The 17,231-nt window shown below is 34.8% G+C and carries 12 protein-coding genes; 7 read left to right on the top strand and 5 right to left on the bottom strand.

From position 1 onward, the window contains the following. Positions 1-61 precede the first annotated feature (61 nt). The 6 genes from E5Z56_RS02570 (at position 62) to E5Z56_RS02545 (ending at position 6,050) form a co-directional block, all read left to right on the top strand. Positions 62-940, top strand: coding sequence for a substrate-binding domain-containing protein (locus E5Z56_RS02570; RefSeq protein WP_138156390.1), 879 nt, complete (start codon positions 62-64; stop codon positions 938-940). Between the two features lie 63 nt (positions 941-1,003). Beyond that, positions 1,004-1,855, top strand: coding sequence for a phosphate ABC transporter permease subunit PstC (pstC, locus tag E5Z56_RS02565; protein WP_138156389.1), 852 nt, complete (start codon positions 1,004-1,006; stop codon positions 1,853-1,855). Beyond that, entirely contained in the window at positions 1,855-2,694 is an 840-nt protein-coding gene (pstA, locus tag E5Z56_RS02560; RefSeq protein ID WP_138156388.1) for a phosphate ABC transporter permease PstA, read from the top strand. Before pstC ends, pstA begins: the two co-directional genes overlap by 1 nt. 9 nt (positions 2,695-2,703) lie before the next feature. Continuing rightward, positions 2,704-3,453: a phosphate ABC transporter ATP-binding protein PstB gene (pstB, locus tag E5Z56_RS02555; RefSeq protein WP_138156387.1), complete on the top strand. Its 750-nt coding sequence runs from the start codon at positions 2,704-2,706 to the stop codon at positions 3,451-3,453. Positions 3,454-3,455: 2 nt separating this feature from the next. Continuing rightward, a complete protein-coding gene (gene phoU / locus E5Z56_RS02550) occupies positions 3,456-4,112 on the top strand; it encodes a phosphate signaling complex protein PhoU (protein WP_138156386.1) in 657 nt (218 codons plus the stop codon). A gap of 192 nt (positions 4,113-4,304) precedes the next feature. Beyond that, positions 4,305-6,050, top strand: coding sequence for a Na/Pi cotransporter family protein (locus tag E5Z56_RS02545; RefSeq protein ID WP_138156385.1), 1,746 nt, complete (start codon positions 4,305-4,307; stop codon positions 6,048-6,050). Between the two features lie 1,424 nt (positions 6,051-7,474). Here E5Z56_RS02545 and E5Z56_RS02540 read toward each other — a convergent pair. Further along, complete coding sequence (locus tag E5Z56_RS02540) at positions 7,475-7,699, bottom strand: DUF896 domain-containing protein (protein ID WP_138156384.1); 225 nt, start codon at positions 7,697-7,699, stop codon at positions 7,475-7,477. A gap of 70 nt (positions 7,700-7,769) precedes the next feature. Between E5Z56_RS02540 and E5Z56_RS02535 the strand changes: the two genes are divergently transcribed. Continuing rightward, on the top strand, positions 7,770-9,461 hold the full coding sequence (locus E5Z56_RS02535; RefSeq protein WP_138156383.1) for a MutS-related protein: 1,692 nt from the start codon (positions 7,770-7,772) through the stop codon (positions 9,459-9,461). Positions 9,462-9,502: 41 nt separating this feature from the next. Here the strand turns inward: E5Z56_RS02535 and E5Z56_RS02530 are convergent, their stop codons facing one another. The 4 genes from E5Z56_RS02530 to E5Z56_RS02515 form a co-directional block, all read right to left on the bottom strand. Continuing rightward, the gene (locus E5Z56_RS02530; protein ID WP_138156382.1) at positions 9,503-11,050 is read right to left on the bottom strand and encodes an O-antigen ligase family protein; all 1,548 of its coding nucleotides are present in this window, start codon (positions 11,048-11,050) and stop codon (positions 9,503-9,505) included. Between the two features lie 52 nt (positions 11,051-11,102). Then, a complete protein-coding gene (locus tag E5Z56_RS02525) occupies positions 11,103-12,401 on the bottom strand; it encodes a Gfo/Idh/MocA family oxidoreductase (RefSeq protein WP_138156381.1) in 1,299 nt (432 codons plus the stop codon). A gap of 21 nt (positions 12,402-12,422) precedes the next feature. Further along, entirely contained in the window at positions 12,423-14,159 is a 1,737-nt protein-coding gene (locus E5Z56_RS02520) for a thiamine pyrophosphate-binding protein (RefSeq protein ID WP_138156380.1), read from the bottom strand. Between the two features lie 185 nt (positions 14,160-14,344). After that, a complete protein-coding gene (locus tag E5Z56_RS02515) occupies positions 14,345-17,074 on the bottom strand; it encodes a starch-binding protein (protein WP_138156379.1) in 2,730 nt (909 codons plus the stop codon). Positions 17,075-17,231: the final 157 nt, after the last annotated feature.

Below are 17,231 nucleotides of genomic sequence, written 5' to 3'. Positions count from 1 at the left end.
GTTGTACTTGAGAGGTACAGAAAAAATAAAATCTAAATTAAAAAAAGAGGTAAAAGAAAAGATGAAAAAGTTAATATGTTCAGTTATGGTAATTGCTTTAGTTGCAATTTCACTAGTTGGTTGTGGTAGTTCAAACAACAGTAGCAGTGACAGTAGTAATGGTAACAAAGTAACAGGTGACATTACTGTTGTATCAAGAGAAGACGGTTCAGGTACTCGTGGTGCTTTCACAGAACTACTTGGTATTGTAGATGACAAGGAAAATGACGCAACAACAGAAAGTGCTGAAATCACAAACAGTACATCAGTTATGATGACAACAGTTCAGGGTAACGACAATGCAATCGGTTATGTTTCTCTAGGTTCACTTTCTGACTCAGTTAAGGAAGTAACAGTTGACGGTATTGAAGGTACTGCTGAAAATGTAAAGAGTGGTAAGTACAAGATCTCTCGTCCATTTAACCTATGTTATTATGACGGTAAACTTTCAAAACTTGCTGAAGACCTAATCAACTTCATTATGAGTGACGAAGGTCAGAAGACAGTTGATAAAGAAGGTTACATCTCAGTAGAAAGTGGTAAATCTTATAAGGCTAGTGGCCTAAAGGGTAAAATCACAGTTGCAGGTTCAACATCAGTTGCTCCTCTAATGAATGTAATTGCTGATGAATACAAGAAGCTAAACCCTGGTGTAACAATCGAAATTCAGGAATCAGGTTCAACAGCAGGTATCCAGTCAGCTACAGAAAAAGCAGTTGATATTGGTATGTCATCTCGTGAACTAAAGGATGATGAAGCAAAAACTCTAGCAACAAAGAAAATTGCTATGGACGGTATTGCAGTAATCGTAAACAAAAACAATTCAATTGATAATCTAACATCTGACCAAATTAAGTCAATTTATCTTGGCGAAACAACTTCTTGGGACCACATCAAGTAAAATCGAAAGAAACATTTAGGCAGAGTTAACCCTCTGCCTATAACTTTAGAACGGAGAATTAGTTTGAGTAATGTAAAAGAAGTCCTAATGAAAATTCTGTTTCTATTGTGTGCTTGTATTTCAATTTTAGCAGTTGCAGTAATTTGTATTTTTATCTTTGCAAACGGTGTTCCTGCAATAGGCAAAATTGGTTTTACGGACTTTATATTCGGTACACATTGGAGACCTAATTCAGGGGAGTTTGGCATCTTCCCAATGATTGTAGCAAGTATTTATGTTACTGCCGGTGCAATTGTAATCGGTGTTCCTATCGGTATTTTGACTGCAGTATTCTTAGCTTGTTATTGTCCAAAGAAAATTTATAAAGTGATAAAGCCACTTATTAACCTACTGGCAAGTATTCCGTCAGTTGTTTATGGTTTCTTCTGCTTGGTAGTTGTAGTTCCAATTATTCAGGAGCTAACTCATACAAGTGGTAAAGGTATCTTAACTGCATCAATTCTACTTGGTATTATGATTTTGCCAACAATTATTAACACAACAGAATCTTCCATCAGAGCAGTACCAAATATGTACTTTGAGGGTTCTTTGGCACTAGGTGCAACTAAAGAAAGAAGTATCTTTAAGACAGTTATTCCGGCAGCTAAAAGTGGTATTATGTCAGGTATTATCCTAAGTATCGGTAGAGCTATCGGTGAAACAATGGCAGTTGTAATGGTAGCAGGTAACCAGGCAATTATGCCAAATAGCATTACAAGTGGTGTCAGAACACTTACAAGTAACATCGTTATGGAAATGGCATATGCAACAGGCCTCCACAGAGAAGCACTTATTGCAACAGCAGTTGTACTGTTTGTGTTTATCTTAATAATCAACATATGTTTCTCAATAGTAATAAGAAAGAAGGATAAATAATGGATAAGCTAAAGACATATTTAAAACACCCTCTTTCATTTGTACTACTGATATTAATAGGTTTGGCAGCAGTAGTAACTGTAGCAAGTATTATATTTATTATTATTTACATACTTGTAAACGGTATTCCTAACTTAACATCTGATTTGTTTAGTCTACACTATAACTCCAAGAATCAGTCAATGTTACCATCAATCTTTAACACAGTGTTTATTACATTTTTAACACTGCTAATTGCAGTACCTATCGGTATTTTCTCAGCAGTTTATCTTGTTGAATATGCTAAGAAAGGCAGTAAGCTGGTTAAAGTTATTAGAGTTACAACAGAAACCCTAGCCGGTATTCCTTCAATTGTATTTGGTCTATTTGGTTTCCTAGCATTTGTTATTGCTTTAGGTTGGGGTTACTCAATGATAGCCGGTGTACTTACACTTGTAATGATGGTTCTTCCAACAATTATCAGAACAACGGAAGAGGCACTACTTGCAGTACCTAATTCATACAGAGAGGGTTCTTTCGGTTTAGGTGCAGGTAAAATCAGAACAATCTTTAAGATTATTGTACCAACTGCAATTCCGGGTATTCTTTCCGGTGTTATCCTGGCAATCGGTAGAATTGTTGGTGAAACAGCAGCACTTATCTATACATCAGGTACAGTAGCAGAAACTGCAACAAGCCTTACAGACTCAGCAAGAACACTTTCAGTTCACCTATATTGCTTGTTGTCAGAGGGTTTATTTACCAACCAAGCCTATGCAACTGCAGTTATACTTCTACTACTTGTTGTTGGTATCAACGCACTATCAAACTTTATTGCAAAGAAACTTGCAAAGAAATAAGGAGAAATAATGAACAAATTTGATATAAATGACCTTGTACTTCATTATGGAGATTTCAAGGCTATCAAGGGTATTAACCTTGGTATTGAACAAAACAAAATCACCTCTTTTATTGGACCATCCGGTTGTGGTAAATCAACTGTACTAAAGACACTTAACAGAATGAATGACCTTGTTGAGGGTTGTAAGATTGAGGGTCAGGTGCTTTTAGATGGTCAAGATATTTTCAAGGATATTGATGTTAACACTCTTAGAAAAAGAGTAGGTATGGTATTCCAGCATCCAAACCCATTTCCAATGAGTATTTACGATAACCTAACTTATGGTCCTATTACTCATGGTATCAGAAAGAAAAGTGAACTTAACGAAATTGTAGAAACAACTCTTCGTCAAGCTGCTTTGTGGGATGAAGTTAAGGATAAACTAAAGAAGTCAGCCTTAGCACTTTCAGGTGGTCAGCAACAAAGACTATGTATTGCCAGAGCCTTAACAGTTAATCCGGAAGTAATCCTGATGGATGAACCAACATCAGCCCTTGACCCAATCTCTACATCAAAGATTGAGGACTTAACACTTGAACTAAAGGACAAATACACAATTGTTATTGTTACTCACTCAATGCAACAGGCAGCCAGAATTTCTGACAAAACTGCATTTTTCCTACTTGGTGAGGTTATTGAATATGGTGACACACATCAGATTTTCTCAACACCAAAGAATAAGAAAACAGAAGATTATATTTCAGGAAGGTTCGGATAATTATGAGAGATAACTTTAACAGACAACTTGAAGACCTATATTCAAGCGTAAAGTATATGGGTAGCCTATGTGAAAAGGCAATCGAAAATGCATCTCAAACTGTTGTTGGAGATAATGCTGACAAAATCAAGGAATATGCAAAGAATGTAAATTTCTATGAAAAAGAAATTAACCATAGTGAAGACTATATCGAAAAGCTATGTATGGGACTTTTACTACATCAGCAACCTGTAGCAAGTGACTTAAGAACAGTTTCTTCTGCACTAAAGCTGATTTCCGATATGGAGAGAATCGGTGACCAGGCTTCTGATATTACTGAACTTTCAGGATATATCAATAACTGTGAATTTAACGGAAAAATTCACCTAAAGGATATGTTTAAGGCAACTATTGACCTTGTAAAGAAAGCAGTAACATCTTTCTCAGAAAAAAATCTTGAAATGGCACAAAGTGCTATTCTTGATGATGATATTATTGACAACTACTTTGATAAAGTTAAGATTGAGCTTATTCAGATGATTCAAAGTAATACAGATGCTGAACTTTGTGTTGACCTACTAATGGTTGCAAAGTATCTTGAAAGAATAGGTGACCACTCAGTAAATATTGCTGAATGGGTTGTTTATTCAATTACAGGTGTTCACAAGGATATGAATTAACTTTTTCATTAATTTTCCCTTACTCATTTAGAGAGGCAATCCATATTTTGGGTTGCCTTTTCTTTCTTTTTAAATAAAATTCAGAAATTCTAAAATAAATTTAACATTTAACATAGATTTAACATTCACCAAAACTTATATTTTACATTGTACTGTTAGAATGAAGATAATATGAAAATAGGAGAAATGAGTATGGGTATTCTAAACATATTAAATCTAGTTGGTGGACTGGCACTGTTTCTTTTTGGTATGCAGTTTATGGGAGATGCACTTGAGAAAAGAGCAGGTGGTAAGCTGGAATCTATCTTAGCAAGAATGACATCTAACAAGTGGAAAGGTCTTTTGCTAGGTCTTGCAGTTACAGCAGTAATCCAGTCCAGTTCAGCAACTACAGTTATGGTTGTTGGCTTTGTAAACTCAGGTATTATGGTACTAAGACAAGCCATCAGCGTTATTATGGGTGCTAACATCGGTACTACAGTAACTTCATGGATACTTAGTTTAACAGGTATTCAGAGTGACAATATCTTTGTCAGCCTATTAAAGCCAAGTTCATTTACACCAATCCTTGCCCTTATCGGTATTATCCTTTATATGTTCCTAAAGAGTAATAAGAGTAAAGATGTTGGTCAAATTCTTCTTGGCTTTGCAGTCCTAATGTTCGGTATGGAATCTATGAGTGATGCAGTTGCTCCACTTAAGGATGTACCGGAATTTCAGGACATTCTTTTAATGTTCACTAATCCTGTTCTTGGTGTATTAGCCGGTGCAATTCTTACAGCAGTTATTCAGAGTTCATCAGCATCAGTAGGTATTCTACAGGCACTAAGCTCAACAGGTCAAATTACATTCGGTTCTGCTATTCCAATTATTATGGGTCAGAACATCGGTACTTGTGTAACTGCTTTGATTTCTTCAATCGGTGCAAACAAAGGTGCTAAAAGAGCAGCAGTAGTTCACCTATGCTTTAACATTGGTGGTACAATTATTTGGCTAACTGTTTTTGAAGTTCTGAATATGTTTATTCACTTTGACTTCTTAGCCAACCAAATCGGTGTAATGGGTATTGCTATTGTTCACTCAGTATTTAATGTGCTATGTACTTTAACATTCATCCCACTAACTAAACAGTTAGAAAAGTTAGCTTGTATTATTGTCAGAGATAATCACAAGGAACAGAAAATTCAAACTCTTGATACAAGACTATATGCAACACCTGCAGTAGCTATTGAAAACTGTTCAAAGGTTGTTATTCAGATGGCAACTGAAGCATTTACATCTATCAAAAGTGCTTTTTCACTAATTCTAAAGTATGACCAAAACATTGCTGAAGAAATTAGAAATTCCGAAAAGAAAGTTGATAAGCTGGAAGATAATATCGGTAACTATCTACTTGGTTTATCTGCTCAAAGTTTAACTGATAAGGATAACTTAACAGTATCGAAGTATCTTCACCTAATCGGTGACTTAGAGAGAATTTCCGACCATGCAGTAGGTCTAATGAGTTCAGCTAAGGAAATTGATGAGAAAAGCTTGACTTTCTCAGATACTGCAAAGAAAGAAATTAAGCAAATGTACTGTGCAGTTGAAGAAATCCTTAACTACACTCTAAAGACTTTAACTGATGATGACTTAAGGTCAGCAGCAGAAATCGGACCTCTTGAAGAAGTTATTGATGAACTAAAGAATCAACTTCAAAAGAACCATATTAAGAGATTACAGAACAAAGGTTGTACTATTGAAATGGGCTTTGTCCTATCAGATATTACAACAATTCTTGAAAGAGTGTCTGACCATTGCAACAACATTGCCCTTTGCATTATTGAAGCAAATAGAGAAAGTATGGGTATTCATGAACAAAGTAAGTACCTAAAGAAGTCAAACCCTCTGTTCCAAGAAAAATATGAAAAGTATTACGATAAATATGCTATTGCTTAATCTTTAAATTTTAAATTCAAAATTCTAAATTATATATGCAATTTGATATTTATTAAAAACTCCCTTGTGCTAAAAGGGAATAGATATTTAGTTGGTTTTAAATTGATTGTCATTCTATATTGATGTCAGTTTAAATAGATTTAAAATTTATTCAGTTAATTAAGAAAATGATTAAGTCAATTAAAAAATGATTTAGTTAATTGAAGAATTGATTTGGTTAATTGAAGAATTGATTTAGATAATTGAAAATTGATTTAGATAATTGAAAATTGATTTAGATAATTGAAAAATTGATTTAGATAATTGAAAAATTGATTTAGATAATTGAAAAATTGATTTAGATAATTGAAAAATTGATTTAGTTAATCGGAAAATTGATTTAGATAATTGAAAAATTGATTTAGTTAATTGGAAAATTAATATAAATAATTAATAAGAGATTTGAAAAAGTCTATTTATACCACTCCCGTAACCACCCTAGTTCCTTTCTAGGGTGGTTATCTTTTGTTTTTTAATTTTGATTGTGGAGTAAGGTGGATTTGATAAATTAGGATTTTCAATTTTGTTTGTGCGTTGCGTAAAGATTAATTTGATAAATTAGGGTTTGTCTTTATAATTTTAGTTGTGGGTTAAGGTGAATTTGTTATAAATTTAGTTGAGTATAAAGGAAAATTTGCAAAATTATCATACCTTATATTATCACAAAAGTATGGCTAACAGGTGTAGGGTCTTTCAACAAAAGTTTTTTACAAAAACTTTTGCATAAGTTCACATTAGCAAATCAAACTTCGCCTATGCTCGTTTTCTTTGATGTTCACTTAATTGATGTCCCGTTACAAACTAGCCTTTATATAGGTACTTTGCCCTATATGGTAAGTTATAATTTTTAGTTTCTACATAGGACTAAGTTACATAAAACATTTTACTATTAAACGGGCGAACACTGTTCGCCCCTACACCTGAACTCATAATGCTTGTTACATTTAATAGTTAGAAATAAAGGAAAGTTTCAGATAATATGGAATTGTAAATGAATTTACAATTCCAACCACTCCTTCCGTCTTTGCATACGCAAAGCCACCTCCCTCAGCGAGGGAGGCAACAAGGTCTGTATAATTTCTTTTTTGTGTACAAACTTACAAATTTGTACATATTGTGTTTGGCTTCCTCAGACGAGGAAGCTGTCATTCGTGAATTGCAGAGCAATTCACCTTTTAAAGAATGACTGAAGGAGGGAAAAACTATAAATAAGATGTATTAATCGGTTACTATCTAATTAACCTACACTACATAAACATCCCCACAAACCCAAATTTACAGAACCGATTTTCCGTTACCCACAAACAAAATTAAAAAAACTCTGGCAAAAGAAAAACCACCGGCAAGGCCGGTGGTTAAAAATGCAAAATAAAAGCAAATATTAATTACTGAATATTGTCATTGTTTTTCTTCTTAAATTCGGTTAAAGGTCTAACCTTACCGTCAGGAGTTTCAACATCAATATTTTCAAGTCTTTGCTTAAAGCCTTCTCTGAATTTGTCAAGGTACTGTTGTCTAAGCTCAATCTGTTCTTCTGCTTCTTCCTTAGTTAAACCGGCAGATTTTTTCTTCTTAGCAAGTTCATTTATTCTCTTAATTAGTTCGTCCATAATTTACCTCCTAATTGTTTTTTAAGATTAATTGTGCTAATATTATACTATAGTTTAAAGGAGAATTCAAATGGCTGATATAAGTTTACTTTACCCAAAAGGTAAGGAAGTTTCTACAATGACTTTAACCGAGGAATCTATAAACGACCTTTCTGTTGATTACATTGTTGAAAGCCTTACCAAAGATATATACGAAAAAAACAGTATCAAAAAAATTTTAACAAACCTAACTTGTGATATTGATGTTATCAACTATAGAGCAGATGTTTTTGAGGATATTCTTAATTTCCCTGAACTGAGAGATGGTTTAGTGGAACTTTTGAAAAAGTTAGAGGATTTACGAGAACTTGAAAAGTTCAACAAAGACGGTGATGCATCATCCTTGTGGCAACTTATTAACAGACTTAGAGAAATTGACGGTTATGTGCTATGTATCACAATGCTAAAGAATATTCTAAACACTATTCCTATTAAGTCACAAGGTCTACTTGACCTTAAACAGACTATTGAGGATATTTACAACAACGGTGGTTTTGATATTCTGAAAAAGGATATTGATGAAACAATGGCAAAAGCTCAGAACCTCAAGTCGGTTACTATTGGTGTTAACCTTGACAGTGTGTTAAAGCCTAAGAATGCCGGTGTTATCTCTCTAAATAATTTTGAGATTACTAACAGTGGTATCCTAAAGAACTTTATGGGTTTTACCGGTTCAAAGGAAGAATTGAACAGTGATGAAAAAGTACTTTCAAGTCACAAACTTCATCCGGCAAATCCCAGCTTAACTAGGATGAAATTCGGTTCTGCTCAACAAGGTGCAAATACTAATGTACATATTGATACATCAGGTTCTGCTACAGGTGATGACCCATTATCTCAAAGTCTAAAGAAGGTTGTTACCGATATTCTTAAGAGAATGGTAAAAAGTATCAAGGCAACACTTCAAAAGTATGTTAATATTTCAGGTTACTCATTAGTGGGCTTAATGCCTGAGATTATCTTTTACATTCGTTTTGCCGAACTTGTTGACAAGATGAAAGAAAAGAATTTACCTGTGTGTAAACCACTTGCAGTTCCTGATGACAGAGTGGCTTACGGTGAAGATATTTATAATATAAAACTTGCAATTAAGCGAACTAAGGGTGAAGAATTTGACATTATCGGTAATGACATTACCTTTGATGATGAGCAAAGAATTTATGTTATGACAGGCCCAAACAGAGGTGGCAAAACTACATTTACCCAAGCAGTAGGTCATTGTTTCTTACTGGCACAAGCCGGTATTTATGTACCTGCAACAAAGTTCAACTACAGTCCTGTTGACAACATTTACACTCATTTTCCTGCTGATGAAAACGATACTGTTGACCTAGGCAGATTAGGAGAAGAAAGCAAAAGGCTTTCTGATATTTTTAAGGTTGCAACCGATAAGTCATTACTTCTGCTTAACGAAAGTTTGGCTACAACAAATGTTGCTGAGGGTGTGTTTATTGCTAAGGATGTTATTAAGGCAATGGCTTACCTAGGTGTTCGTTCAGTATTTAACACACATATGCATGAACTTGCCCATCACCTTGATGAATACAACAGTGATGATAGTTATAGGAGTAAAGTCCAAAGCCTTGTTACCGGTATGAAAGACGGTCACAGAAGTTTTAAGTGTGAGATTGCACCACCACAGGGTGTTTCTTATGCTAAAGATATTGCAGAGAAATACGGCGTAACCTACGACCAAATTAAAAAGAATATAGACAATAGATAAAAATAATGGATTGATAGTTTTAGTTCTATCAATCCATTTTCTTATGCTTTTATTCTGTTTTGGTTTTCAAGCAATGCAACAATTACAATAAACAGGGGAGTGGTGATAGGCTGGTCAATATTGACAATTGCTTGGATACTGTAAGAAATAACACTTGCCACAAGGACAACACAATATTTATTGCTTAAACTTCTCTTAATTCCTCGTATAAGGGCAGAAACCACAAAAGTAATGTAAGACAACACACCCATTATTCCAACTGTTACAAGGTAATTTAGGTAGATATTATGGGCAGCATTGGTTGTTTCATTCTTGAAAGCCATCAGCTCATCATTGTACCCCATATCAGTCATAATCTGACCAAAGGTATCACAACCTGTACCGAATAGCTTTTGAATAATATTTACATTTAGGAAAATGTAAATGCCTCTTATCCACATAAAGCCTCTGTGAGTACCCCAACTGTCGTTAAATCTAAAGTACTTCATAGCACCTCTTAAGGATGTTTTTGTGTCAATAAAGGTAAAGTAGCAAAATGCAAATACCCCTAAAGCAAACAGTAATATTGTTAGGAAAATAAGTGATAGGGTAATGACCTTTGGTGTCTTTGTAATGCCTTTTTCTTCACTAAAAATATTTAAGAAAATTCCTAAAACAAGGGTAATTCCTATTACAACATAGGTGTTGCCATAGACTAAAGTACTTTCTATTGCACTAAATCCCATACTGTAGTCATCCATAATATAAGAGAAATATCTGATAACTTTACACCCTATAAGCATTAGTGAAGTGATAATCAGTAGGTTTGAAAAGTCCTTTAAATTTCTAATAAAGAATATATAGCAAAATACAAACAGTCCCAATGTACCTAAGATACTGCCATCACTGTTGCAACAAACTATACCACCAAAGGTGATTACAGTAGATACACCGTAAATTATCTTTTGATAATATTTCTTTGAAAGAATAAATAGTACCATACAAAGTGGCATTACAATAGTTAAATAAGCTGAAAAAATATTTCTGTTGCCTATTGTAGAAATGAACTTTGTGTATTGACTTGAACTCATACCGTTGTATAAATTCAGTGGGTCCCAGTAGAACTGTTGCAAAATTCCTATAAATGCTACGACTGATGAAACAACTGCCATAACTATAGGAACAACTTTGTTTTCTCTGTATGTTCTGGAAATTATAAAATAAATAACAAAGTAAGCAAAGATAAGTATAAGCCCATTGTTCCTACCTAATGCACCGGTAAGACTGTCAAATTTATAGTCAGAAATAAGTGTGCTTATAATAGCAGAAATGAAAAATCCTATCATTCCGTAATCGGTAAAGGAAAATTTATTTTTCTTGTTTTCTATTTTATTTTCTTTTTCTCTTTTATTGTAATGAACAAGAAAAACATTACCCATTACAATAACAAGTAAACCGGCTAAAACATAAAAGGCATATAGCTTGTCATGTCTTATGAAATAATATCTATCTGACAAATATAAGGGGAAAATTGAAAACATCAATGTGACAAAGATTATAGCAACATTCCCCATAGAGTGAGATAGAGTTTTTTTATTCTCTTTATCCATATTTTATACCAAAAAAGAGGTTATCACTTAGGTGAGAACCTCTTTGCTTTTATCAGTCTTCTAATTTGTTTAGTACCTTTAGAATTGAACAAGCCTCATCATCTGTTAGACGATTACACTCATATCTTTCATCTCTAAGCATAATCAGCAGTTCTTGAATTAAGTAACGGAAGCCTGTACCTTCAAAGTTAAATGACCTTCTGTCAACCTTTTTGCAACCATTCTTAATAACCTTAAAGTAACCTGTGTTCCACCAGTCATCCTCAAGAACAATTCTGCCCTTAGTACCGATAACAGTTAGGTGGTTGTGTAAATCAATGTTCTTACCTATTTCAATTCTTGCAACTGCATCTTCATATCTAAAGAACATTGAACAGTATTCTTCACCATCTTCGTTACCCGGAATTAGATTCTTTGAAATGTACTTAGCCTCAGTACCAAGTAGCTTTGTTACAGCAGTAATAGCAAGTACAGACATATCTTCAAGAGTCTTTTCGTATTCAAAGAAATCGTTACTCATACCAATATCAATGCTTAACACCTTGCCAACTTCGTTACTGTCGGCAATCCATAGAAATTGAGAGAAAGCTCTTAGGTAAACCATAACAATGTTTTCCATAAGGATAACATTCTTTTCTCTTGCAAGTTTGTTTAGTTCCTGACACTTTTCATTATCAAGTGAGAAAGGAAATTCACAAATAACATGAACACCTTTTTCAATACATTGCTTAATGTAGTTGTATCGCTTTTCTAAGTCGCACTTAATATATACAATACTAAGGTCCTGACAGAACTTTTCAAAGCAGTTGCCATAAGAATTTAGTTCATACTTATTACAGAATTCCTCAGCTACATCAATATCTTCACTAAATACTCTTTCAATGTGAATACCGGAAACATACTTAGTTTCGCTAACAACACCTAGGTCATCAGCATTGTCGGTAATAACACCAAAGTTTCTGATTGCACTGCTTTTTTCTCTAATCTGAGTGGAAGAAATATTCTTTGTTCTTTCTAGGTAAACAACATTGCAGTACTGCTTTAGGTGGTCGAACTTGCCAATCCAGTCACTACCAACAACAAGTGTATCAATATCATACTGAATAATATCTCTAGTCTTTTGACCTAAATATTCTTCAACAATAATTTCATCAACTAAACCTGTTTTCTTAACATTTTCAATTCTTGTAAGAAGTGAATCGTGAACAGAAAGTTTACCTCTCTCAATATCATAACTTTCGGAGGTTACACCAACAATCAGATAATCTCCGTATGCCTTTGCTCTTTTAATAATATTATAATGACCTTGATGGAACAAATCGAATGTTCCGTAAGTAATAACCTTTTTCATATTTTCTCCTAATCTATTGACTTAATAAGCCAAAATCTCCTCCATAAGTTCTTTATCAATATATGGTTTTTGGTTGTACATTTCTTCACCAAAATAAGTCTTTGGATAAGCCTTTGACTTAATGTCAAGGTGTACTTCAATTAAGTTTGGCTTTGTTTTGTCAATAGTTTTTAGTGTATCTTCAAGTTCCTCAATACTGTTAACGCTATAGGAATTGATACCATAAGCCTCACCGATATTCTTGAATACAGGTGCATCATAGCCACCCTCAGCAGTAGAACCAAAGTGGTTTCCATCAAAGAAATCATCTTGTTGTTGCTGAATAAGACCAAGACTTTCATTGTTTAGCACAATAGAAGTAACAGGCAAGTTCTCTCTCTTAACCCATTGTAGTTCTTGAATATTCATCTGGAAAGCACCGTCACCACAAACTGCAACAGTAGGCTTTTTGTTTAGGTAATAAGCACCGATAGCAGCAGGAAGTGCAAATCCCATTGCACCATGGCCACCTGAGAACAGTAACCTTTGGTTATCTGTAATCTTAAAGGATTGTCCCATCCAAACCTGATGTTGTCCAACATCACAACAAACAACAGTATCATCTGTTGCATAGTTTGAAATAAGGTCAATAAACTTATTAGGTTCTCTTTCTTTACTGTGATTGTCAAAGTCAACAAGTGGTTCTTTAACTTTCTTACAGGTTTCTACCCAAGAAGTTTTGTCAACCTTCTTGTCCTTAAGAACCTTTAGCATAGCTTTTACTAATTTTTCACAGTCACAACAGTAGTGAGTTTCATCACTGTGAACTTTTCTTAGCAATTCGTTTCTGTCTATATCAACTCTGATAATTTTTGCATTCTTAGCAAAGTTCTCACTTTTGCCACCGGTCTGTCTTTTACAGAAAGAACAAGCTAAGGAAACAATAAGGTCTGACTTTTTATATGCAAGAATGTTTGCATATCTGTGACCGTAAGCAGCACCGATATAACCAAAGTTAAGTTCATCATCAACTTTAAGAAGGTGTCTGCCAAGTAGGGAAGTGATAACAGGAATGTTAAGTTCTTTAACTAATTTAAGAACATCCTTGTGGAAGTCACTTCCTTTTACAATACCGTTGCCAAGTAGTAGCATTGGCTTTTCAGCCTTGATAATTTCATCAATAATTTGAGTTGCCACCATTTCGTAATTAATAATTACTTTGTCCTTTGGTGGGGTAAATGACTTTGCCTTTTCTAAGTCCAAATCTTCTCTCTGTACATTCATAGGAATGTCCAGAACAACAGGACCTTTTCTGCCTTCGTTAGCAATGTAAAAAGCCTTTTCAAGTTCATACTTTAGGTCCTCAACCTTGCTAATATGAGTTGCATACTTTGTAATTGGCTTAACCATATTTACAACATCAGTTTCTTGGAAACCTTGTTGTCTTAGCTCTGAGATACCGGTATATTCATACTCATTTAGCTGACCGGTAAAGAACACCACCGGTGCACTGTCATAGTAAGCATCGGCAATACCGTTCATTAGGTTAATTGCTCCCGGTCCTGATGTTGAATAAGCTACAGCAGTTTTGCCACTAGCCTTTGCAAGTCCGACTGCTGCAAAAGCAGCACCTTGTTCGTTGTAACACATATGGTTTTCTATTCCATCAGCTTTACAAACAGAATCAACAAAGTGAGCAATCATTGTACCTTGATAACCGAATATATCTTTAATACCTTGTTCCTTTAAGTAAGAAACAATAAAATCACTTGCTTTCATAATTCACCTTTAAAATAAAATTATTTATAAGATTATTTAAACATATATAAATTTAGTATATCATCATTATATAATTAAGTCAATTGTTAACATATGTATAAATATAGATAAAATCTATATTAAACAAGAAAAAAGCGACTATTCATAAGAATAATCGCTTTTGTAATGGTTTTATTAGGTTTTAATTATGCCCAAGTACCTGAGAATAGGTTACCTGAACCCCAACCTGTAGCCTTGTAAGTTGTGCCACCACTAACCTTTAGGTTTTCTGACTGATTCCAACGGTTATCCCAGTTGTTTTCAGTTGTTGCACCGTTCATTCTGCAAATGATTAGGTTTTCGTAACCTGAAGGAACTGATAGAGTATTGTCTTTAATATCTACCCAAACACTACCTGTGTCGTTCCATAGGTAAGCAGCCCATCTTTCTGTGCCGGTAGCAATTGCAGACATATCAATCTTGATTGTGTTGCCACTTGGAGCAGTTGTTGCAGTTGTAGCTGTAGTTGGCTTTGTAGTTGTTGTTACTGTAGTTGGCTTTGTTGTAGCTGTTGTAGGAGCAGTAGGGTCACTGTAAGAGAATGTTTTACCTGCAGGGAATGTATCAAGCATCTTGATACCATACTTCTGAATAAGTGTTGCATCCTTAACATCAATATTGCCGTCACCGTTTACATCAGCAGCCTTCTTCTGAATGTCTGTGAATGTAACCTTGCTAACAATATATTTTGTTACTTCAACTGCATCCTTAACATTGATTTGCTTATCAAAGTTTAGGTCACCGTATAGGTAAGTTGCACTTGGAACAGTTGTTGCAGTTGTAGGATTTGTCTTTGAAGTAGTTGTAGTTGGTTTTGTTGTAGTAGTTGTCTGCTGATTATATTCTTCCCACTTGTGGTTAGCAGAGAACTTCATTGAAGAACCTGAAAGTTCAAGACCCGGTTCCATATCTGCCGGATAACGGTTTGTTGTAGCAGTTGAGTTTTCTGCAAAGATAACTGAACCGTTAGCAAATTCATCAGGAACTTCTACTACATAGTAGCCTGTGCTACTGTCCTTAGTCATCTGTTTACCAGGCCATTTTGCAACTGAATCTGTATCGTTGTAAATGTAAGCATATACACTTGACCAGTTGTATGATGAGTTATCGAAGTAAATCTTCTGAATCTGGTCTGGGTCTACTTTCTTAAATGTATAAGAAGCGTTAGATGTATCTGTACCGTCTGTAGCAGTTAGCTTAACTGTGATTGTTGAACCAAAATCAACACCCTTACCGATTGTGATTGTCTTTGTACCTGTATATGTTTCTACTGTACCGTTATCAATCTGATATGTACCGGAAGTAGCATCCTTTAGACCAAGTGTTAGGTCTAGTGTATTAGCCTTAAATGAACCACCGGCCTGAGAAATTGTATTTAGTGGGCCTGTTTTAGCATCATATACTACAGCAACACCTGATGAACCGATAGTACCTGAGATTTTACCGTTAGCAACCTGGAAATCGTTACCTGTAATAACATCTTTATATGTACCGTTTGCCATCTTGTGAGCAGTTACATTAACATTGTTACTACCACAGCTTACAAGAACAACACCCTTTGTGCCTCTTTCGTTGTAAGCAATGCCTTTTTCTGCTGATAGATATTCTGACTGACCAATCATATCATTTTTAAACTTGTTAATAGCCTTAACAGTTTCATCAGCCCAGTTAGTTACATCAGCCTGACCCATCATTGCAGAACCCCAGTTGTTAGGTCTTGCAAGATACATACCACAAGCCTGTTGTCTTGTACCAACTAAAGCCCATGTTTTGTCCATATTTGCATTACCAACATTGCTTGAAGTACCTGCCTGATATGTATCGTGAGATTCGTTCCAAAGAACAGACTTGTTACCTGCAGCCTTTGAACCGTCATCTAGGTTAAAGTCACTTCTGATAGCACCCTGAGCATTGTTGCTGTTAACTGCGTTTCTGATACTGTTAGAAACTGAAGATAGTGTAATGCTCATTAGAGATGTATAAGAATTAACGATTGACTGACCGTTACTTTGGTCATCGTTACCTGTTGTTTTATCAAGAACTTCACCATAATAGAAAGGTGTAACGCCTCTTGTTGACTTAGCATAGCTTGTAGTTGCATTTAGAACTGTTGGCCAGAAGTCACTGCCAAAGCCTGAGTCATCAGGTGTTTCAATGTGCTTAGCACCGTCAAAACGGAAACCGTCAGCACCGTTATCAACACATTCCTTTAGGAACTTTGTTGCATAGTCCTGAACTGTTTTGTTACCTGTGTTAAGGTCAGGAATACCGTCCATACAGTACTGTGTAATATCGTAACGAGAAGCATACCAGCTGTTCTTAGAAATATCATGCCATAGAGAACTGTTGTTTCTGATTTCGTCAGGAATACATGGTGAAAGGTCGTTCTTAGACTTGTTACCCATATGGTTAAGAACTGCATCAACTACAACCTTAACGCCGTACTTATGAGCTTCATCACACATTGCCTTGAACTGAGAAGTTGTACCTAAAGCACTTGTGCCGTGAGCATTAGTTTCAATTGCAAAGTCAACAGGCTGATAAAGTACCCACCAGCTACCCTTTGCAGTTTTACCTGCAGTAGATTCCTTTGCTACCTGAATAGGTGATGTCTGAACAGCAGTAAAGCCTTGTTCAGCAATTGTTTTCATATTTTTCTTGATGTTGTCAAATGACCAGTTAAAGCACTGAAGAATCTGACCATCCTGAATGTTGTCAGCAAGACCATAAGCATTAGCACTTGTTGACACAGTTGTTGTGCTAGCTTTTGATGCACTCTTGTCTACTGATACAGCTGATACAACAGGGATAGATGTTGCAGTTACTGCCATACATAGTGAAAGTACAAAGCTAACAAATTTCTTTTTGCATTTCATAAAGTGTCCTCCTTTAAAATAAAAAATCCCATATATATTCTATCAAAATTACAAAAATTTTACTACTGTAAAAAAGTACAATAAACAAGGTTATTTTTGTAAAAATTTTATAAGGAAATTAATAATATATGAATAAATTATGAACAAGGAAAATACT

This window comes from Ruminococcus bovis (assembly GCF_005601135.1).
GTDB classification, from domain to species: domain Bacteria; phylum Bacillota; class Clostridia; order Oscillospirales; family Acutalibacteraceae; genus Ruminococcoides; species Ruminococcoides bovis.
This window is presented reverse-complemented; position numbering and strand designations above follow the sequence as displayed.